This window comes from Pseudomonas sp. HMWF021, from assembly GCF_003061005.1.
Lineage (GTDB): Bacteria > Pseudomonadota > Gammaproteobacteria > Pseudomonadales > Pseudomonadaceae > Aquipseudomonas.
Map to the genome: position 1 here is coordinate 40,100 of NZ_QAIK01000067.1, position 20,530 is coordinate 60,629.

Below are 20,530 nucleotides of genomic sequence, written 5' to 3' on the forward strand. Positions count from 1 at the left end.
AGTGTCTCTGATCGCTTCTGACCACTTCCGCATCGTTGTCGGCCTCGGCAAGAGCGGCATGTCCCTGGTTCGCTTCCTGGCGAACCGGGGCGTGTCGTTTGCCGTCGCCGATACGCGGGACAATCCACCGGAACTGGCCACGCTCAAGCGTGACTATCCGCACGTGGAAGTGCGTTGTGGCGAGCTGGACGTCGAGTTCCTGTGCCGTGCCGACGAGCTCTACGTGAGCCCCGGCCTGGCGCTGGCGACCCCGGCCCTGCAAGCCGCTGCCGCCCGTGGCGTGAAAATGGCCGGCGACATCGAGCTGTTCGCGCGTAACGCGCGGGCGCCGATCGTGGCCATCACCGGCTCCAACGCGAAAAGCACCGTCACCACCCTGGTCGGCGAGATGGCGGCTGCGGCCGGCAAACGCGTCGCAGTGGGCGGTAACCTCGGCACGCCGGCGCTGGAATTGCTCAGCGATGACGTCGAGCTGTACGTGATGGAGCTGTCGAGCTTTCAGCTGGAAACCACCGACCAGCTCAACGCCGAAGTGGCCACCGTGCTGAACATCAGCGAAGACCACATGGACCGCTACAGCGGCCTGCCGGCGTACCACCTGGCCAAGCACCGGATCTTCCGTGGGGCGAAGCAGGTCGTGGTCAATCGGCAGGATGCACTCAGCCGTCCGCTGATCGGCGAGGGCCAGCCGTGCTGGACCTTCGGCCTGAACAAACCGGATTTCAAGGCGTTCGGACTGCGCGAAGAAGATGGCGAGAAATACCTGGCCTTCGAATTCCAGAACCTGATGCCGGTGCGCGAACTGAAAGTGCGCGGCGCGCATAACCAGGCCAACGCCCTTGCGGCGCTGGCGCTGGGGCATGCGGTCGGCCTGCCGTTCGACGCCATGCTCGATGCCCTGCGCAATTTCGCCGGTCTCGAACATCGCTGCCAGTGGCTGCGGGATCTCGACGGCGTCGGTTACTACAACGATTCCAAAGCCACCAACGTCGGCGCCGCTCTGGCCGCCATCGAAGGCCTCGGCGCGGACATCGACGGCAAGGTCGTGCTGATCGCCGGTGGCGACGGTAAAGGCGCCGAGTTCAAGGATCTGCGTGATCCGGTGGCGGCCAACTGCCGCGCCGTGATCCTGATGGGCCGCGACTCCGACAAGATCGGCGCCGCCATCGGCGATGCCGTGCCGCTGATTCGCGCCACCTCGCTGGTCGAAGCCGTCGAGCAGTGCCGCGCAGTCGCCCAGCCGGGTGACGTGGTGCTGCTGTCGCCGGCCTGCGCCAGTTTCGACATGTTCAAGAATTACGAAGACCGTGGTCACCAGTTCGTCCGCGCTGTGGAGGATCTGGCATGAGCCTGCGCAATATCATCAAGCCGTACCCGTCGCCGATCATCACCGGCCGTGGCATCGACCTCGACTTCCCGATGCTTGCCGGTTGCCTGGCGTTGCTGGGCCTTGGCCTGATCATGATCGCCTCGGCCTCCACCGAAGTGGCGGCGGCACAATCGGGCAGCGCGCTGTATTACATGATTCGCCACCTGATCTACGTGGCGCTGGGCCTGGGTGCCTGCATCGTCACCATGATGATTCCGATCGCCACCTGGCAGCGTCTGGGCTGGATGATGCTGATCGGCGCATTCGGTCTGCTGGTGATGGTGATCGTCCCGGGGATCGGCCGTGAAGTGAACGGTTCGATGCGCTGGATCGGTTTCAGCTTCTTCAACGTGCAGCCGTCGGAGATCGCCAAGGTGTTTGTGGTGATCTACCTCGCCGGGTATCTGGTACGTCGGCAGAAAGAAGTGCGCGAGAGCTGGATGGGCTTCTTCAAGCCGTTCATCGTGCTGTTGCCGATGGCCGGCCTGTTGCTGATGGAGCCGGACTTCGGTGCCACCGTCGTAATGATGGGTGCCGCTGCGGCGATGCTGTTCCTCGGCGGGGTCGGGTTGTTCCGCTTCTCGCTGATGGTGGTGCTGGCAGTCGGGGCCGTGGTCTTGCTGATCCAGATGCAGCCTTATCGAATGGCGCGTCTGACCAACTTCGCCGACCCGTGGGCCGACCAGTTCGGCGCCGGTTACCAGTTGTCGCAGGCATTGATCGCTTTCGGTCGCGGTGAGTGGCTGGGCGTCGGCCTGGGCAACAGCGTGCAGAAACAGTTCTACCTGCCGGAAGCGCACACCGACTTCGTGTTCTCGGTCCTGGCCGAAGAGCTGGGCGCGGTCGGTTCGCTGTGCACCGTGGCGCTGTTCGTCTTCGTGTGTATTCGCGGCATGTACATCGGTCTGTGGGCGGAGAAAGCCAAGCAGTTCTTCGCCGCTTATGTGGCTTACGGTCTGTCGTTCCTGTGGATCGGCCAGTTCCTGATCAACATCGGCGTGAACGTCGGCCTGCTGCCGACCAAGGGCCTGACCCTGCCGTTCCTCAGTTATGGCGGCAGTTCCCTGGTGATCTGCTGCGCCTGCCTCGGCTTGTTGCTGAGGATCGAGTGGGAGAGTCGGACCCACCTGGGCAGTGAAGAGATGGAATTCCATGAGAGCGACTTCGCCGAGGAGCCGAACCATGGGCGCTAACGTATTGATCATGGCCGGCGGCACTGGCGGCCACGTGTTCCCGGCGCTGTCCTGTGCCCGCGAGTTCCAGGCACGCGGCTACACCGTGCACTGGCTCGGCACGCCGCGCGGGATCGAAAACGATCTGGTGCCAGCTGCCGGTCTTGAACTGCACCGCATCAATGCCACGGGGTTGCGTGGCAAGGGCAAGCTGTCGCTGCTCAAGGCTCCGTTCATGCTGCTCAAGTCGGTGTGGCAGGCGCGAGCGGTGATTCGCAAGCTGCGTCCAGTCTGCGTGGTCGGCTTCGGTGGTTATGTGACCGGCCCTGGCGGAATCGCTGCGAAACTGGCCGGTGTGCCGGTGATCGTTCACGAGCAGAACGCCGTGGCCGGCACCGCCAATCGGTTGCTGGTGCCGTTCGCCGCCCGAGTGTGTGAAGCGTTCCCCGACACCTTTACTCTGTCGGACACCCGCCGTACCACCGGAAACCCTGTGCGCAGTGAGCTGTTCCTCGAAACATCGCGACCGGCTCTGGCCGGCCGCAAAGCGCGTTTGCTGATCCTCGGCGGAAGCCTTGGCGCAGAACCGTTGAACAAGTTGCTGCCTGAAGCTCTGGCGCAAGTCCCTGCCGACTTGCGTCCGGAAGTGTTTCATCAGGCCGGCAAAAACCACGATGAAGTGACTGCAGAGCGCTATCGCGCCGCCGGCGTGGACGCGCAGGTGCAGCCCTTTATCAAAGACATGGCCCAGGCCTATGGCTGGGCTGACCTGGTGGTGTGCCGCGCTGGCGCGCTGACCATCAGTGAGCTGGCTGCCGTTGGTCTGCCCTCGATGCTGGTGCCTTTGCCCCACGCAATCGACGATCACCAGACCCGCAACGCCGATTATTTGGCCCGTGAAGGCGCAGCCTTCCTGATGCCGCAAAGAACGACTGGTGCCGCGGACCTTGCCGCGCGCCTGACAGAGGTCTTGATGCAACCGCAACGACTCGAAGAAATGGCCCAAGCGGCCCGCCGTTTGGCCAAACCCGATGCCACCCGTAGCGTGGTCGATACCTGCCTGGAGGTGGCCCATGGTTGAGAATCAGAAAGCCATGCCACAACCGGAAATGCGCCGCATCCGTCGCATCCACTTCGTCGGTATCGGCGGCGTGGGCATGTGCGGTATCGCTGAAGTGTTGCTGAACCTGGGCTATGAAGTGTCCGGTTCCGACCTGAAAGCCTCGCCGGTGACCGAGCGTCTGGAATCGTTCGGCGCGCACATCTTTATCGGCCACCGCGCCGAGAACGCCGCTGCCGCCGATGTGCTGGTGGTCTCGAGCGCCGTCAACACCTCCAACCCGGAAGTGGCGACCGCCCTTGAGCGCCGCATCCCGGTAGTGCCGCGTGCCGAAATGCTCGCCGAGCTGATGCGCTATCGCCACGGCATCGCCGTCGCCGGTACTCACGGCAAAACCACCACCACCAGCCTGATCGCTTCGGTGTTCGCCGCCGGTGGCCTGGACCCGACCTTCGTGATCGGTGGTCGTCTGAATGCCGCGGGCACCAATGCCCAGCTCGGCACCAGCCGCTACCTGATCGCCGAAGCCGACGAAAGTGACGCCAGTTTCCTGCACCTGCAACCGCTGGTAGCCGTGGTCACCAACATCGACGCCGACCACATGGCGACCTACGACGGTGACTTCAACAAACTGAAGAAAACCTTCGTCGAGTTCCTGCACAACCTGCCGTTCTACGGTTTGGCGGTGATGTGCCTGGACGATCCGGTGGTGCGTGAAATCCTGCCGCTGGTCAAACGTCCGACCGTGACCTACGGCTTCAGCGAAGACGCTGACGTGCGCGCCATCAATGTGCGTCAACAAGGCATGCAGACCTTCTTCACCGTGCTGCGCCCGGATCGCGAGCCGCTGGACGTATCGGTGAACATGCCGGGCAACCACAACGTGCTCAACTCGTTGGCGACCATCTGCATCGCCAGCGACGAAGGCGTCAGCGACGAAGCCATCGTTCAGGGCCTGTCCGGGTTCCAGGGTGTCGGCCGACGCTTCCAGGTCTACGGCGAACTGCCGGTGGACGGCGGCAACGTGATGCTGGTCGACGACTACGGGCACCACCCGACCGAAGTCGCCGCCGTGATCAAAGCCGTGCGCGGTGGCTGGCCGGAGCGCCGTCTGGTGATGGTCTACCAGCCGCACCGTTACAGCCGCACCCGCGACCTGTACGACGACTTCGTCAATGTACTGGCCGACGCCAACGTGCTGCTGCTGATGGAAGTCTATCCGGCCGGCGAAGAGCCGATCCCGGGCGCGGACAGTCGCAAGCTGTGCAACAGCATCCGTCAGCGCGGACAGCTCGACCCGATCTACATCGAGCGTGGTGTCGACCTCGCACCGCTGGTCAAGCCGCTGCTGCGTGCCGGCGACATCCTGCTGTGCCAGGGCGCAGGGGATATCGGCGGTCTCGCGCCGAAGCTGTTGAAAAGTGAATTGTTCGCCGGCGCCGTGGCCGCGTCGGTCGAGGGGAAGTTGAAATGACTGCTGCCTACGCCAAGCTGTTCTCCACCATCGCGCCGAAAGACTTCGGCCGTGTCGCCGTGCTGTTCGGTGGCATGAGTGCCGAGCGTGAGGTTTCGCTGAAATCCGGTAACGCCGTGCTCGACGCGCTGCAAAGCGCGGGCGTGGACGCGTTCGGGATCGACGTCGGCGAGGATTTTCTGCAGCGTCTGCTGAACGAAAAGATCGACCGCGCGTTCATCATTCTCCACGGTCGTGGCGGTGAAGACGGCTCGATGCAGGGCCTGCTCGAATGCGCCGGCATTCCTTACACTGGCAGCGGCATCCTCGCTTCGGCACTGGCGATGGACAAGCTGCGCACCAAGCAGGTCTGGCACAGCCTCGGGATTCCGACGCCGCGTCACGCCGTGCTGTGCAGCGAAGCCGATTGTATTTCGGCGGCGACGGAACTGGGCTTCCCTTTGATCGTCAAACCGGCGCATGAAGGTTCAAGTATCGGGATGGCCAAAGTGAGTTCTGCGTCCGAGTTGATCGACGCATGGAAAGCGGCCAGTACCTACGATTCGCAAGTCTTGGTGGAGCAATGGATTCAAGGTCCGGAGTTCACCATCGCCACCCTGCGTGACCAGGTGTTGCCTCCTATCGCCCTGGGTACACCGCACACGTTCTACGACTACGACGCCAAGTACATCGCCAACGATACCCAGTACCGCATTCCGTGCGGGCTGGATGCCGCCAAGGAACAGGAACTCATGGATCTCACGGCCAAGGCCTGTGAGGCGCTGGGGATTGCCGGTTGGGGCAGGGCGGACGTGATGCAGGACGCCGAGGGGCAGTTCTGGTTCCTGGAAGTGAACACCGCACCGGGCATGACCGATCACAGCCTGGTGCCGATGGCGGCCCGTGCTGCCGGTCTGGACTTCCAGCAACTGGTTCTGGCCATTCTGGCCGCCAGTGTTGAAGGCTCCGGTCATACAGAGGCGCGAGGTTAAGACCATGCAAGGCGCTCAGCTCAGACATCAGCCACCCGCACCCGGCCGCAAGCCGGTGCCGCGGGGTGCCAGCCGAATGGTGGCCAAAGAGCCGATGTCTGCGCGCCTGCCGAAAGCCAATTTCGGCTTTCTCAAAAGCCTGTTCTGGCCGGTGCTGCTGGTGGCGCTCGGGTTCGGTACTTACGAAGGCGCGCAGCGTTTGCTGCCGTACGCCGACCGGCCGATCACCAAGATCGCCGTGCAGGGCGACCTGAGCTACATCAGCCAGCAAGCGGTGCAGCAGCGAATCGCCCCGTACGTGGCGTCGAGCTTCTTCACCATCGACCTGGCCGGGATGCGCACCGAACTCGAACAGATGCCCTGGATTGCCCACGCCGAAGTACGTCGGGTATGGCCGGATCAGGTGGTGATCCGCCTCGAAGAGCAACTGCCCGTGGCCCGTTGGGGCGACGAGTCGCTGCTCAACAACCAGGGCCAGGCGTTTACGCCCAAGGAGTTGGCGAACTACGAACACCTGCCACAGCTGTTCGGCCCACAACGGGCCCAGCAGCAAGTGATGCAGCAGTATCAGGTGCTGAGCCAGATGCTCCGGCCGCTGGGCTTCTCGATCGCGCGCCTGGAACTGCGTGAACGTGGCAGCTGGTTCCTGACCACCGGTGCCGGCAGCTCCGGCCCCGGCATCGAGTTGCTGCTGGGACGCGGCAACCTGGTGGAAAAGATGCGCCGCTTCATTGCCATCTATGACAAGACGCTTAAAGACCAGATTACGAACATTGCGCGCATCGATCTGCGCTACGCCAACGGCCTCGCTGTTGGCTGGCGGGAACCAGTAGCGCCGACGACAGCCCAACCCGCTGTCGCAAAGAATTAAGAAGAGGCAGGACCCATGGCAAACGTGCAAAGCGGCAAAATGATCGTCGGTCTGGATATCGGCACCTCCAAGGTGGTGGCGCTGGTAGGCGAGGTCGCGGACGACGGCACGCTGGAAATCGTCGGTATCGGTACTCACCCGTCCCGCGGCCTGAAGAAGGGCGTGGTGGTGAACATCGAATCCACCGTGCAATCGATCCAGCGCGCGATCGAAGAAGCCCAACTGATGGCGGGCTGCCGCATTCACTCGGCGTTCGTCGGCGTGGCCGGCAATCACATCCGCAGCCTGAACTCTCACGGCATCGTCGCGATTCGTGACCGCGAAGTGAGTTCGGCTGATCTGGAGCGCGTCCTCGACGCCGCCCAGGCCGTGGCGATCCCGGCTGACCAGCGCGTGCTGCACACCCTGCCGCAGGATTACGTGATCGATAACCAGGAAGGCGTCCGCGAGCCTCTGGGCATGTCCGGCGTCCGTCTGGAAGCCAAGGTTCACGTGGTCACCTGCGCCGTCAACGCCGCCCAGAACATTGAAAAATGCGTGCGTCGCTGCGGTCTGGAAATCGACGACATCATTCTCGAGCAACTGGCCTCGGCCTATTCGGTACTGACCGACGACGAAAAAGAGCTGGGCGTGTGCCTGGTCGACATCGGCGGCGGCACCACCGACATCGCGATCTTCACCGAGGGCGCAATCCGCCACACCGCGGTGATCCCGATTGCCGGCGATCAGGTGACCAACGACATCGCCATGGCGTTGCGCACCCCGACCCAGTACGCCGAAGAGATCAAGATCCGCTACGCCTGCGCCCTGGCCAAACTGGCCGGTGCCGGTGAAACCATCAAGGTGCCGAGCGTTGGCGACCGTCCACCGCGCGAACTGTCGCGTCAGGCCCTGGCCGAAGTGGTCGAGCCGCGTTACGACGAACTGTTCACCCTGATCCAGGCCGAGCTGCGTCGCAGCGGCTACGAAGACCTGATCCCGGCGGGCATCGTCCTGACTGGCGGCACGTCGAAGATGGAAGGCGCCACCGAACTGGCCGAAGAAATCTTCCACATGCCGGTGCGCCTGGGCGTGCCGCATGGCGTCAAGGGCCTGGACGACGTGGTGCGCAACCCGATTTATTCCACTGGCGTTGGCTTGTTGATGTACGGCCTGCAGAAGCAGTCCGACGGGATCTCGTTCTCGGGCATCGGCAGCCGCGACAGCTACAGCAACGATGAACCACAGGCGCCGTTGCTGGACCGATTGAAGAAGTGGGTTCAAGGCAACTTCTGACGCTTTACCGCAACACCGCAACAAAAATGCAGTAGGCGAAAAAACTAGAGAATGTAAGGAGAGGGAAAATGTTCGAACTCGTAGACAACATCCCCGCAAGCCCGGTAATCAAAGTTATCGGTGTTGGCGGTGGCGGCGGCAACGCTGTCAACCACATGGTCAAGAGCAACATTGAAGGCGTTGAATTCATCTGCGCCAACACCGATGCTCAAGCGCTGAAAAACATCGGCGCGCGCACCATCCTGCAACTGGGCACCGGTGTGACCAAAGGCCTGGGCGCCGGCGCCAACCCGGAAGTCGGCCGTCAGGCTGCGCTGGAAGATCGCGAGCGCATCGCTGAAGTGCTGGCCGGCACCAACATGGTGTTCATCACCACCGGCATGGGCGGTGGTACCGGTACCGGTGCTGCGCCGATCATCGCCGAAGTGGCCAAGGAAATGGGCATCCTGACCGTTGCGGTCGTGACCCGTCCGTTCCCGTTCGAAGGCCGCAAGCGTATGCAGATCGCCGACGAAGGCATCCGCATGCTCTCCGAAAGCGTCGACTCGTTGATCACCATCCCTAACGAGAAGCTGCTGACCATCCTCGGTAAAGACGCAAGCCTCTTGTCGGCTTTCGCCAAGGCTGACGATGTACTGGCCGGTGCCGTGCGCGGTATCTCCGACATCATCAAGCGTCCGGGCATGATCAACGTCGACTTCGCCGACGTGCGTACCGTGATGAGCGAAATGGGCATGGCGATGATGGGCACTGGCTGCGCCAGCGGTCCGAACCGTGCACGTGAAGCGACCGAAGCGGCCATCCGCAACCCGCTGCTGGAAGACGTGAACCTGCAAGGCGCACGCGGCATCCTGGTGAACATCACCGCCGGTCCTGACCTGTCCCTGGGTGAGTACTCCGACGTGGGTAGCATCATCGAAGCCTTCGCTTCCGAGCACGCAATGGTCAAGGTCGGTACGGTAATCGATCCGGACATGCGCGACGAACTGCACGTCACCGTGGTTGCCACCGGTCTGGGCGCGAAAATCGAGAAGCCTGTGAAGGTCATCGACAACACCGTTCACACCTCCATGGCCTCTGCTCAGGTGCAACAACCGGCTCCTGCGCGTCAGGAAGCTCCGGCGGTGAACTACCGTGACCTGGACCGTCCGACCGTCATGCGCAACCAGGCTCAGGCCGGTGCTGCGACTGCCGCGAAGATGAACCCGCAGGACGATCTGGACTACCTGGACATCCCGGCATTCCTGCGTCGTCAGGCCGATTGATGGAATGTATCAGGGCTATGACGGTGATTGGTGTTCAGCAAAGGCTCGGTCTGCTATTATCGCCAGCCTTTGTTGATACCAGTTCGCAATTTGCGCTGAAGCGGCCCAAGCCATGATTAAACAACGCACACTGAAAAATATTATCCGTGCCACAGGTGTAGGCCTGCACTCCGGGGAGAAGGTCTACCTGACCCTCAAGCCTGCGCCTGTCGACACTGGCATTGTGTTTTGTCGCGCTGACCTCGACCCTGTGGTGCAGATCCCTGCCCGCGCGGAAAACGTCGGCGAAACCACTATGTCGACGACGCTGATCAACGGCGACGTCAAAGTGGACACGGTAGAGCACTTGCTCTCGGCCATGGCTGGCCTGGGCATCGATAACGCCTACGTCGAGCTCTCCGCGTCCGAAGTCCCGATCATGGATGGCAGCGCTGGACCGTTCGTATTCCTGATTCAATCGGCAGGCCTGGAAGAACAGGACGCCGCCAAGAAATTCATCCGCATCCTGCGTGAAGTGACAGTGGAAGACGGCGACAAGCGCGCTACTTTCGTGCCTTTCGAAGGGTTCAAGGTGAGCTTCGAGATCGACTTCGATCACCCGGTTTTCCGGGACCGCACCCAAAGTGCAAGCGTGGATTTTTCCAGCACTTCGTTCGTAAAAGAAGTCAGCCGCGCCCGTACCTTTGGTTTCATGAGTGACATCGAGTACCTGCGCAAGCACAACCTCGCACTCGGCGGCAGCGTTGAAAACGCGATCGTGGTGGATTCCGATGGTGTACTGAACGAAGACGGCCTTCGCTACGAAGACGAATTCGTGAAGCACAAGATCCTCGATGCGATTGGCGACCTGTACCTGCTGGGCAACAGCCTGATTGGTGAGTTCAAAGGCTTCAAGTCCGGTCATGCACTGAACAACCAGCTGCTGCGCAAGTTGATTGAGCAGACAGATGCGTGGGAAGTCGTGACGTTCGAAGACGCCAGCACTGCACCGATCTCTTACATGCGCCCGGTTGCGGCGGTGTAAGTAAAAAACCTCTCTAGTTTTTTGAAGGCCATCCCCGGATGGCCTTTTTTTATGCCCTTGTTAAAAGCAAAAGATCACAGCCTTCGGCAGTTCCTACAGGGAAAGGTATTCCAACTGTAGGAGTTGCCGAAGGCTGCGATCTTTTGCTCTTACGAACTGACTACGCGATTGCGCCCGCTCTCCTTGGCCTGATACAACGCCTTGTCTGCGGCAAACAACAATTGCTCAAGCGACATCTCGACTGCAGTCGTCCAAGTGCTGATGCCGATACTGACGGTCATCGCCATGTCCGCGCCCTCGACCCTCGGCATCTGCTCGACCGCCTGGCGGATATGCTCGGCAATCTGCGCGGCACCGTTGCTGTCGGTTTCGGCGAGGATCACCGAAAACTCTTCGCCGCCGTAACGGGCGACCAGATCCGCCGGGCGCCGCACATTCGCCGTGATCACCCTGGCCAGTTCGCGCAGCGCCTGATCACCGGCCTGATGCCCGTGACGGTCGTTGAACGCCTTGAAGTGATCGGCGTCGATCATCATCACCGACAGCGGTTTGCCTGAACGCTGGGCGCGGAACCATTCGTGGCGCAGCGATTGATCGAGCATTCGCCGGTTGGCCACGCCGGTCAGCGCATCGGTGGCGGCCAGTTGCGCCAGTTCCCGTTCGGCACGCTGGCGCAAACGCAGTTCGCGGGCGAGCAGCCAGGTCAGCCACAGCAACCCGGCACAGAGCACGCCGGTGGCGCCGCTGATCAACAGCGCGGTGCGCCGCCAGGTGCCGAACACTTCCTCGCTGGAGAGCGCGACCATTACCGTCAACGGCAAATTACCGACCCGCGAATAGGTATAGAGGCGCTGCTGATGGTCCATGCTGGAAACGCTGGTGAAACTGCCTTTGCCATCCTTATCGCCGAGAATCCGCACCACGTTGGGCCGGTTGCCGAAGTTTTTGCCGATGGAGTCGCTTTGCAGATACGGCTTCTGCGCGAGCAGGATGCCGTCGCTGTTGATGATGTTCAGCGTGCTGTCCTTGCCGATGTCGAGGCTGTTGAACAGTTGGTCGAAGTAGTCGAGCTTCATTGACGCCACCGCTACGCCGGCGAATTCCCCGGTGTCCGAGGAGATCCGCCGACTGAAACTGATGCGCCACTGGTTGGCTTCGTCGCAATCGCAGCGGGTCTTGAACGGGCGGCTGATGAACATGCCGATGTCACGGTTGAAGGCGTGGGCGAGAAAGTAATCGCGATCGGCGAAATTGGCCGGCTTGGGTTCGACCCGCGATGAATCGGCGACCACCTCGCCATGCTTGTCCAGCAGCAGGATGTCGCCCTTGAAGCGCGCCGTGGTCGAGCGGTCGAACAGCGCCAGGTGGCGGATCTGCGGCGTGACGTCGCGCAAGTCATCGCGCTGCGCGGCGGCGATCAGGCCTTGCAGGGTCAGGTCGTACAGTTCGACCGTGCGCAGGACGTCGGCGTCGATCAGTTGCGCAATGGTGGTGGCACTGCGGGTGGCCGATTCCTGAGCATTGGCGTGCTCACGGATCAGCAGAAAAGTGACGATGCACAGAATCGCGATCACGGTCAGCGAACTGCCGCAGATCAGCAGCAATTCGGGGCGTCCGGTCTTGCCCGCAACAGGTGGGGTACGGCTCGCGATCATGATGGGGGCTTTTGGTTGGGAGGATCTTATAAGCGTAGGAGCTGCCGAAGGCTGCGATCTTTTGATCTTGTTTTTAAAAATCAGGATCAAAAGATCGCAGCCTTCGGCAGCTCCTACAAGTTCAGTGTTAACTGATTGATCTTAGAAGACGTTGATCGGGTAGTCGACAATCACACGGTATTCATCTGTGTCAGTGTCGATTGCGCCGTAACCGTTGCCGCCACGGTTGGTCGCCCATTGCAGGCGTACCGCGAGATCTTTCGCCTGGCCGCTTTGCACCACGTATTTCAGGTCGAGGTCACGCTCCCAGTGTTTGGCGTTGCGGCCGTCAGCGCTGTACCACGAAGCGTAGCCCTTGCTGTCCGGGTCGACTTTGGTCAGGTCCACCGTGCCACGCGAATAGGAAACCGCCGAAGTCAGGCCCGGCATGCCGATGCCGGCGAAATCATAAGCGTACTTGAGCTTCCACGAGCGCTCGTTCGGGCCGTTGAAGTCCGAGTACTGCTGCGAGTTGTCGAGGTAAACGCTGTCGCCCTGGCTGATGTAGTCGAACGGCGTGTTGCCGTTCACGCGTTGGTATGCGGCAGTGACGCTGTGGCTGCCGATGCCGACGGTGAAATGCAGGCTGTAGGTGTTGTTGTCGATGTTGCCCAGCAGCGCGTCGCCGGTGTCTTGCGTGTGATAGAAGTGCAGACCCGGGTTGAGGCTGACCAGATCGTTCAACTGCCAGGTGTAGTCGAGGTCGTAGTAGTACTGGTTCCAGATGTCCTTAAGCTCAGCGGCGTACAGATTGCTGGTCAGGCCTTCGACGCCGCTCCAGGAGATGCCTGCCCAGTTCAGGTGGCGGCTTTCGTCGCCGTCAGCCAGTTTGCCGTAAGAGGTGCCGATGCGCTGGTGCCCGCTCTGGTTGTACGGCTTGTTGAAACTGGCCTGGCCGCCTTCGAACATCCAGCCGTCGAAACTGTGGTTGGTCAGGCTCACGCCACGGAAGGTCTGCGGCAGCATGCGCGACTCACCGCCAGCAATCACCGGGTTGGTGAGGAACAGGTCACCGGCCTTCAGTTCGGTATCGAAGGCGCGCATTTTCAGCGTTCCGCCCGCGGTCGAGAACGAGCCCGGCGCTTTGCCGTTGCCATCGCTGACCGGCAGGATGCTTGAGCCATCGGTGCCGCCACCGCCGTCGAGCTTCAGCCCGAGCATGGCGTGGGCGTCGATGCCGAAACCGACCGTGCCTTCGGTGTAACCCGACTGAAAGATCCCGAGAAACCCCTGGCCCCACTCGATGTTGTCGTCCGTCTGCTGCAGGCGGTTACGATTCATGTAGTAGTTGCGGGCGTTGAGGTTGAGGCTCGAGCCTTCGACGAAACCTTGCTTGGCGGCTTCGTCGGCATGGGCGGCGGGGGCAATCGTTGCGGCAATTGCAATGAACAACGGAGAGAAGCGGACTGGGTAACGCACTTGCGATGGAGCTCCTTGGGTCAGCTGACACTTCAATGTCTTGAGGTGCGGGATGTTTCTTGTTGTTACAGACGAACCAAACGGCTTTCAGACCACAACGAAAAAAGGCCGCTGAAAATCAGCGGCCTGCAAGGACGACGGTTGAACGGGAAGAGCCAAACAACCGCGTCGAGGGAAACGTTTCGCGGTGCGCGACTCAGCTGTCTTTCTCGGACGCTTGAGCCTGGGAAGTGGCGGCCTGTGGGGCTTGCGAAGCGTCCTGCGACTTGACCATCACTTCTGCCTGAGACTGCTGGAATGCCTGGGCGCGAGCGGCATTCTGCGCTACGAACGCCTGCGATTCTTCAGCCATCGCCATCGGCGACAGGATCAATGAGGACAAAACGAAAGCGCTGGCAATACCCATACTGTTGGACATCTTGAAAACCTTCTTGCTTGGCAAGTGCTGTTTGGTGCGGGCAAAGATAAGGTTGCCGGGCGCCGGGAAACAGCGTGATTTTCATAAATGACTGTTACAGCAAAAGCAAAGATCGCAGCCTTCGGCAGCTCCTACAGGGGAAAAGTGAACACCTGTAGGAGCTGCCGAAGGCTGCGATTTTTTGATCTGCTTCAAACCGGCAAATAAATCCCGAAGGTATTCATCCCCCGATCACTGCGCACAAACACATCGCCACCATGCATCAGTGCAATCGCCTTGACGATCGCCAGCCCCAATCCATGGTTATTGCCGCTGTTGCTGCGCGAGGCATCGACTCGATAGAAGCGTTCGAACAAGCGTGGCAAATGCTCGCTGGCAATCGGCGATCCCGGGTTGGCCACGCCGATGCTGACCTGATGCTCTTCAACTTCGATGCGCACCTCGATCACCTTGCCCGGCTCGGTGTGCTGAACGGCGTTGCTCAGCAGATTGATCAATGCCCGGCGCAGATGCGCGATCTCGATCCGCACCTGCGCATCGCCACTGACGTGCACCTGCACTTGCGCATCTTCGAGGATGAAATCCAGGTACTCCAGCGTGGTCGCGACCTCATCGGCCAATGAGGTTTCAGTGAGTTTGGTCGCCTTGCTGCCCTGGTCGGCGCTGGCCAGAAACAACATGTCGTTGATGATCGAACGCAGGCGTTCCAGTTCTTCAAGATTGGATTGCAGCACTTCGAAATAATGTTCGGCGGAGCGCCCGCGCGTCAGTGCGACCTGGGTCTGGCCGATCAGGTTGGTCAATGGCGAGCGCAGTTCGTGGGCGACGTCGGCGTTGAACGATTCCAGCCGCGAATACGCCTGTTCGACCCGCTCCAGTGTCGAGTTGAACGACTCGACAAACTGTTCAAGCTCCGGCGGCAACGGTGACAAACGCAAGCGCCCGGCCCGCAGTGGCGGCGCCAGACGCTGGGCTTCGTGGGACAGTCTGATCAGCGGCTTGAGGCCGATTCGCGCCACCCAATAACCCAGCGCCGACGCCAGCAGCACGCCGACAATCGCCAGGCCGATCAGGGCGATCAGCAGGTTGTGCTGGGTTTCGTGAAAGGTCTCGGTGTCGATGCCGATCATGAAGCGCAGCGGCGGGCGTTGATCCTTGGCCGGCAGTTCGGTGAGCAGTACTTTCAGCGGATAAGGATGCTCGGGCAATTGCAGGTCATGCATGCCCGTCGGGCCTTTGGCGAAGGCGCGGATTCGCGCGTCAGGCTCGCCATACTCGTAACCGGGATCACCGCTGACCACCCAGAAACGGATGCGCTTGTCTTCCTCGCCGAGCAGCTTGAGCTTGGCGTTGATCTTCACCCAATGCTCGGGCGTGCCATACCGGTTGAGCGCCGATTCCAGCACGCTGTAACGCGCGTCCAGCTCGGCTTCCGGCAGCAGCCCCAGGCCCTTGTCGACCTGCTGATACAACGCGCCGCCGATCAACAGAAACACCAGTAGCGCCACCAGCGTGAACATCCCGCTCAGGCGCAGGGCAATCGAGTTACTGGACACCGCGGCTCTCCAGCACATAACCCATGCCCCGGATGGTGTGCAGCAGTTTCTCGTCGAACGGTCCGTCGAGCTTGGCCCGCAGACGTTTGATCGCGACTTCGACGACGTTGGCGTCGCTGTCGAAATTGATGTCCCAGACCATCTCGGCAATCGCGGTTTTCGAAAGGATTTCACCTTGTCGCCGCGCCAGTACGCTGAGCAGCGAGAACTCTTTCGCCGTCAGATCCAGCCGCGTGCCGGCGCGGGTGGCCTTGCGGCTGATCAGGTCGATCCACAGGTCGGCGATGCTCACCTGCACCGGTTCATGGCCGCCGCTGCGCCGGGTCAGCGCTTGCAGGCGGGCCACCAGTTCGAGGAAGGAAAACGGCTTGCCGAGGTAATCGTCGGCGCCGTCGCGCAGGCCCTTGATCCGGTCTTCGACGCGCTCGCGGGCGGTGAGCATGATCACCGGGGTTTGCTTGCGCGCACGCAATGCGCGCAATACGCCGAAGCCGTCCAGGCCCGGCAGCATGACGTCGAGGACGATCACCGCGTAGTCGCTTTCCAGCGCCAGATGCAGGCCCTCGACGCCGTCGCGGGCCAGATCCACGGTGTAACCCTGTTCCGTCAGACCGCGGTGCAGATAGTCCGCGGTTTTTTCCTCGTCTTCGATAATCAGAACGCGCATGACCCGCCTCAGTCTGTGGTTGCCAGTGCCGGTAAAGGTTCTGGCTTAGGCCGATGGAACAGCCGCTCGAGCCACAAGTATATGACCGGAGTGGTAAACAGCGTCAGCATCTGGCTGACCAGCAAACCGCCCACCACCGCAATCCCCAGCGGCTGGCGCAGCTCGGCGCCGGTGCCGTAGCCGAGCATCAGCGGCAGCGCGCCGAGCAGGGCGGCGAGGGTGGTCATGATGATCGGCCGGAACCGCGTGATGCACGCTTCGAAGATTGCATCCTGCGGCGCCAATCCGCGATGGCGCTGGGCTTCCAGCGCAAAGTCGATCATCAGGATGCCGTTCTTCTTGACGATGCCGATCAGCAGCACCAGCCCGATCAGCGCCATGATCGAAAAATCCTGACCGCAGATCCACAGCATGATCACCGCACCGAGGCCCGCTGTCGGCAGGGTCGAAATGATCGTCAGCGGATGCACGAAGCTCTCGTAAAGCACGCCGAGAATGATGTACACCGCCACCAGTGCCGCGAGAATCAGCCACGGCTGACTCGCCAGCGAACTCTGGAACGCCTGCGCCGCGCCCTGGAAGTTGCCGCTGATGGCGGTGGGCATGCCGATCTCGGCCTTGGCCTGATTGAGCAGAATCACCGCGTCGCCCAACGCCACGCCGGGCGCGAGGTTGAACGACAGGTTGGCGGCCGGGAACATGCCGTCATGGGCAATCGACAGTGGGCCGATGGTCGGCGCATCGAATTTGGCCAACGCAGACAGCGGCACCATCTCGCCACTCAGCGGCGAGCGCAGGTAGAAATAGTTGAGGCTTTCGGCCTTGCCGCGTTGCTTGGTGTCCAGCTCCAGAATCACGTTGTACTGGTTGACCTGGGTCTGGAACTCGTTGATCTGGCGTTGGCCGAACGCATCGTACAGCGCCTCGTCGACATCGCTCGCGGTGAGGCCGAAACGCGCGGCGGCGCTGCGATCGATGCTGATGTGGGTGATGCTGCCGCCCAGTTGCAGGTCGTTGGAAATATCGCGGAACGCCGGGTTGCTGCGCAGTTTTTCCGTCAGGCGCTGGGTCCAGGTGGCGAGGGTCGCGCCATCGTTGCTCTTGAGCACGTATTGGTACTGCGCACGGCTCGGGCCGGAGCTCAAGTTGATGTCCTGGCCGGCGCGCAGGTACAGGACGATGCCCGGGACTTTCATCAGTTGCGGACGAATCCGGTCGATGAACTGGCTGGCGGACACGTCGCGGTCACCGCGTTTTTTCAGGGCAATCCAGAAGCGCCCGTTGGCGATGGTCTGGTTGCTGCCGGACACACCCACCGAATGCGAGAACGCCTGCACGGCCGGGTCGGCGGCGACGATTTCGGCCATCGCCAGGTGTTTTTTCACCATGTCGCCGTAGGAGATATCCGCAGCGGCTTCGGTGGTGCCGAGGACAAAACCGGTGTCCTGTACCGGGAAAAAACCCTTGGGGATAAAGATGTAGCCGGCAATCGCCATTGCCAGCGACAGGCCGAACACGCCGATCATCAGCTTCTGATGGGCGAGGGCGCGGCGCAGGCCTTTTTCGTACCAGCCGAGCAGGCGTTCGCTGAAGCCCGGTTTGTCGTGGGCGTGGTGCACCGGTTTGCGCATGAAGAGCGCTGCCAGCGTCGGTGCCAGGGTCAGCGACACCACCACGGAAATCATGATGGTCGAAGTCGCGGTCAGGGCAAACTCCTTGAACAGCCGCCCGACCACACCGCCCATGAACAGCAGCGGAATGAACGCCGCCACCAGCGAGAAACTGATCGACACCACGGTGAAGCCAATCTCACCGGCGCCTTTGACCGCCGCCTCGCGCATGCTGTCGCCGGCCTCCAGATGCCGGTGGATGTTTTCCACCACCACGATCGCGTCGTCCACGACAAACCCGACTGCGACGACAATCGCCACCAGCGTCAGGTTGTTCAGGCTGAACCCCAGCAGGTACATCAGGGCGAAACTGGCGGTCAGCGACACGCCGAGCACGGCCGAGACAATCATGGTCGCCGACAACTGGCGCAGGAACAGCGCCATTACCGCCACCACCAGCAGAATCGCGATCAGCAGAGTGATTTCGACTTCATGCAGCGAGGCGCGGATGGTCTGGGTGCGGTCGATCAGGGTTTTCACCTGCACCGAGGCCGGGAGCATGGCTTCGAGGCCGGGCAGGGCGGCCTGAATACGGTCGACGGTTTCGACGATGTTGGCGCCGGGCTGGCGCGAGATCACCAGGTTTACCCCCGGTTGATCACCGGCCCAGGCTTGCACGTAGGCATCTTCCGAACCGTTGACGACTTTGGCGACATCGCGCAGGTGAACCGGGGCGCCGTCCTTGTAGGAAACGATGAGTTGGCTGTAGTCCTCGGGGTGGAACAACTGGTCGTTGGTCGACAGCGTCGAGATGCTCGATTCCCCGTACAACGCACCTTTGGCGAGGTTGAGGCTGGTCTGCTGGATTGCCAGCCGGATGTCGGCCAGGGTCAGGCCGATGGCCGCCAGTTTGTCGGCGGAGGCTTGTACGCGGATCGCCGGACGTTGCTGACCGGTGATGTTGATCTGGCCTACGCCGTCGATCTGACTGATCTGACGTGAGAGCAGGGTTTCCACCAGATCGCTGAGTTCGGTGCCGGGCATTTGCGTTGAGCTGACGCTGAGGATCAGCACCGGGCTGTCGGCCGGGTTGACCTTCTTCCAGGTCGGCAGGGTCGGCATGTCCTTGGGCAGCTTGCCGGCGGCGGTATTGATCGCGGCCTGGACTTCCTGGGCGGCGGTGTCGATGCTCTTGTCGAGGGTGAATTGCAGGGTCAGCAGGCTGGAGCCGAGCGCACTGCTGGAAGTCATCTGGGTCATGCCGGGGATGGCGCTGAATTGCACCTCCAGCGGCGTGGCCACGGACGAGGCCATGGTGTCGGGGCTGGCGCCGGGCAATTGCGCCGAGACCTGGATCGTCGGAAATTCCGCTTCCGGCAGTGGGGCAATTGGCAAACGCGGGAAGGCAATCGCACCGACCAATACCAGCGCGATGGTCAGCAGAATCGTCGCGACCGGGTGATCGATGCACCAGGTGGAGACGCCTTTGTGCTCCTTCATGGTTTTGGCTCCGCTTGCACCACCTGCGGCGGCTCGGTCATGACCTGCACGGTCGAACCGGGTTTGAGCCGCGACTGGCCGTCACTGACCAGTTGATCGCCGGCCTTTACGCCTTTGATGATGTCCTGGCCGCTGCCCTGATAAACCATCTGCACTTGTACGGCTTCGACCTTGTCGCCATTCACGCGATAGACGAAGTGTTGATCAAGACCGCGCTGTACGACGGTGGGCGGCACCACCAGCGCATCCTTGTCCAGCGCCGTCTGAATTTTTACCGTCACCAGCAGGCCCGGCCAGAGTTTCTGGCTGGCATTGTCGAATTCGGCCTTGGCGCGGATGGTGCCGGTGTTGGCGTTGATCTGGTTGTCGATCAGGGTCAGGTGACCTTCGCCGAGCAGGTTGCCGGTTTCGCCGTCGGTGTCGGCGCCGATGTAGGCCTTGACCTGCGCACGCTGCGGATCGTTGATCAGGCCCTGCAGGGTCGGCAGCATTTGCTGCGGCAGCGAGAACTCCACGGCGATCGGGTCGATCTGGGTCACGGTGAACAGGCCGGCGGTGTCGGTCATGCGCAGGAAGTTGCCTTCATCGACTGTACGAATACCGACGCGACCGGTGACCGGGGAGCGAATCTGCGTGTAGGAAAGCTGTACCTGCGCCGAGTCAATCGAGGCCTGGTTGCCTTGGGCGGTGGCTTTCAATTGGTTGACCAGTGCCTGCTGCTGGTCGTAGGTCTGCTTGGAGACGCCGTCGTCGACGCTGAGCAGTTTGTAGCGCTTGAGGTTGACCAGGGCGACTTGCAATTGCGCTTGGCTTTCGCCCAGTTGCGCGCGGGCCTGATCGAGGCTGGCGCGGATTGAGCGGTCGTCGATGGTGGCGAGCAGGTCGCCGGCCTTCACCAGTTGGCCTTCCTTGACGAAGATTTTGGTGAGGATGCCGTCGACTTGTGGGCGCACCACCACGCTGTGCAACGAGAGGACCGAGCCGATGCCGCTGGTGTAGCGGGGGACGTCTTTTTCGCTGACCGTGACGACGCGGACCGGGATGGCGGTCGGGGTTGCCAGTTTGGTCGGGGCGGGTTTCAGTGCCCACCCTGTGCCTGCGGCGGCCAGGGCGATCACTAGGGCTAGCAGGGCTTGGTTTTTTTTGATTCGCATGCGGGGTGGGCGCCGGACGGAGTTTGGGCAG

Annotated in this window: 16 protein-coding genes; 9 read left to right on the forward strand and 7 right to left on the reverse strand. The window is 61.8% G+C overall.

The features are described from left to right. Position 1 precedes the first annotated feature (1 nt). The 9 genes from murD (at position 2) to lpxC (ending at position 10,481) form a co-directional block, all read left to right on the forward strand. Entirely contained in the window at positions 2-1,348 is a 1,347-nt protein-coding gene (murD, locus tag DBR18_RS09990) for a UDP-N-acetylmuramoyl-L-alanine--D-glutamate ligase (RefSeq protein WP_108590196.1), read from the forward strand. Continuing rightward, a complete protein-coding gene (gene ftsW / locus DBR18_RS09995; protein WP_047296416.1) occupies positions 1,345-2,562 on the forward strand; it encodes a putative lipid II flippase FtsW in 1,218 nt (405 codons plus the stop codon). The genes murD and ftsW overlap by 4 nt, the downstream gene beginning before the upstream one ends. Next, positions 2,552-3,622: an undecaprenyldiphospho-muramoylpentapeptide beta-N-acetylglucosaminyltransferase gene (gene murG, locus DBR18_RS10000; RefSeq protein ID WP_108590197.1), complete on the forward strand. Its 1,071-nt coding sequence runs from the start codon at positions 2,552-2,554 to the stop codon at positions 3,620-3,622. The genes ftsW and murG overlap by 11 nt, the downstream gene beginning before the upstream one ends. Beyond that, positions 3,615-5,075 carry a UDP-N-acetylmuramate--L-alanine ligase gene (murC, locus tag DBR18_RS10005; protein WP_108590198.1) on the forward strand — a complete coding sequence of 487 codons (1,461 nt, stop codon included), beginning with the start codon at positions 3,615-3,617 and terminating at the stop codon, positions 5,073-5,075. The genes murG and murC overlap by 8 nt, the downstream gene beginning before the upstream one ends. Beyond that, positions 5,072-6,046, forward strand: coding sequence for a D-alanine--D-alanine ligase (locus tag DBR18_RS10010; RefSeq protein WP_108590199.1), 975 nt, complete (start codon positions 5,072-5,074; stop codon positions 6,044-6,046). Before murC ends, DBR18_RS10010 begins: the two co-directional genes overlap by 4 nt. 4 nt (positions 6,047-6,050) lie before the next feature. Next, the gene (locus DBR18_RS10015; RefSeq protein WP_041073143.1) at positions 6,051-6,917 is read left to right on the forward strand and encodes a cell division protein FtsQ/DivIB; all 867 of its coding nucleotides are present in this window, start codon (positions 6,051-6,053) and stop codon (positions 6,915-6,917) included. Positions 6,918-6,932: 15 nt separating this feature from the next. After that, positions 6,933-8,192: a cell division protein FtsA gene (gene ftsA, locus DBR18_RS10020; protein ID WP_003228014.1), complete on the forward strand. Its 1,260-nt coding sequence runs from the start codon at positions 6,933-6,935 to the stop codon at positions 8,190-8,192. Positions 8,193-8,260: 68 nt separating this feature from the next. Next, positions 8,261-9,457, forward strand: coding sequence for a cell division protein FtsZ (gene ftsZ, locus DBR18_RS10025; RefSeq protein WP_003228013.1), 1,197 nt, complete (start codon positions 8,261-8,263; stop codon positions 9,455-9,457). 112 nt (positions 9,458-9,569) lie between these two features. After that, positions 9,570-10,481: a UDP-3-O-acyl-N-acetylglucosamine deacetylase gene (gene lpxC, locus DBR18_RS10030; protein WP_007961638.1), complete on the forward strand. Its 912-nt coding sequence runs from the start codon at positions 9,570-9,572 to the stop codon at positions 10,479-10,481. 149 nt (positions 10,482-10,630) lie between these two features. Here the strand turns inward: lpxC and DBR18_RS10035 are convergent, their stop codons facing one another. The 7 genes from DBR18_RS10035 to DBR18_RS10070 all read right to left on the reverse strand — a co-directional run bounded on the left by DBR18_RS10035 (position 10,631) and on the right by DBR18_RS10070 (position 20,499). Next, positions 10,631-12,136 carry a sensor domain-containing diguanylate cyclase gene (locus tag DBR18_RS10035; protein ID WP_108590200.1) on the reverse strand — a complete coding sequence of 502 codons (1,506 nt, stop codon included), beginning with the start codon at positions 12,134-12,136 and terminating at the stop codon, positions 10,631-10,633. A gap of 141 nt (positions 12,137-12,277) precedes the next feature. Beyond that, positions 12,278-13,594, reverse strand: a complete 1,317-nt coding sequence (locus DBR18_RS10045) for an OprD family porin (protein WP_108590201.1) — start codon at positions 13,592-13,594, stop codon at positions 12,278-12,280. A 196-nt stretch (positions 13,595-13,790) separates the two neighbouring features. Continuing rightward, a complete protein-coding gene (locus tag DBR18_RS10050; RefSeq protein WP_108590202.1) occupies positions 13,791-14,012 on the reverse strand; it encodes a hypothetical protein in 222 nt (73 codons plus the stop codon). Between the two features lie 191 nt (positions 14,013-14,203). Then, positions 14,204-15,568 carry a heavy metal sensor histidine kinase gene (locus DBR18_RS10055; protein WP_108590203.1) on the reverse strand — a complete coding sequence of 455 codons (1,365 nt, stop codon included), beginning with the start codon at positions 15,566-15,568 and terminating at the stop codon, positions 14,204-14,206. Next, complete coding sequence (locus tag DBR18_RS10060) at positions 15,558-16,235, reverse strand: heavy metal response regulator transcription factor (protein ID WP_007916978.1); 678 nt, start codon at positions 16,233-16,235, stop codon at positions 15,558-15,560. The genes DBR18_RS10055 and DBR18_RS10060 overlap by 11 nt, the downstream gene beginning before the upstream one ends. Positions 16,236-16,243: 8 nt before the next feature. Next, the gene (locus tag DBR18_RS10065; protein WP_108590204.1) at positions 16,244-19,345 is read right to left on the reverse strand and encodes a multidrug efflux RND transporter permease subunit; all 3,102 of its coding nucleotides are present in this window, start codon (positions 19,343-19,345) and stop codon (positions 16,244-16,246) included. Then, complete coding sequence (locus DBR18_RS10070) at positions 19,342-20,499, reverse strand: efflux RND transporter periplasmic adaptor subunit (protein WP_108590205.1); 1,158 nt, start codon at positions 20,497-20,499, stop codon at positions 19,342-19,344. The genes DBR18_RS10065 and DBR18_RS10070 overlap by 4 nt, the downstream gene beginning before the upstream one ends. Positions 20,500-20,530 lie beyond the last annotated feature (31 nt).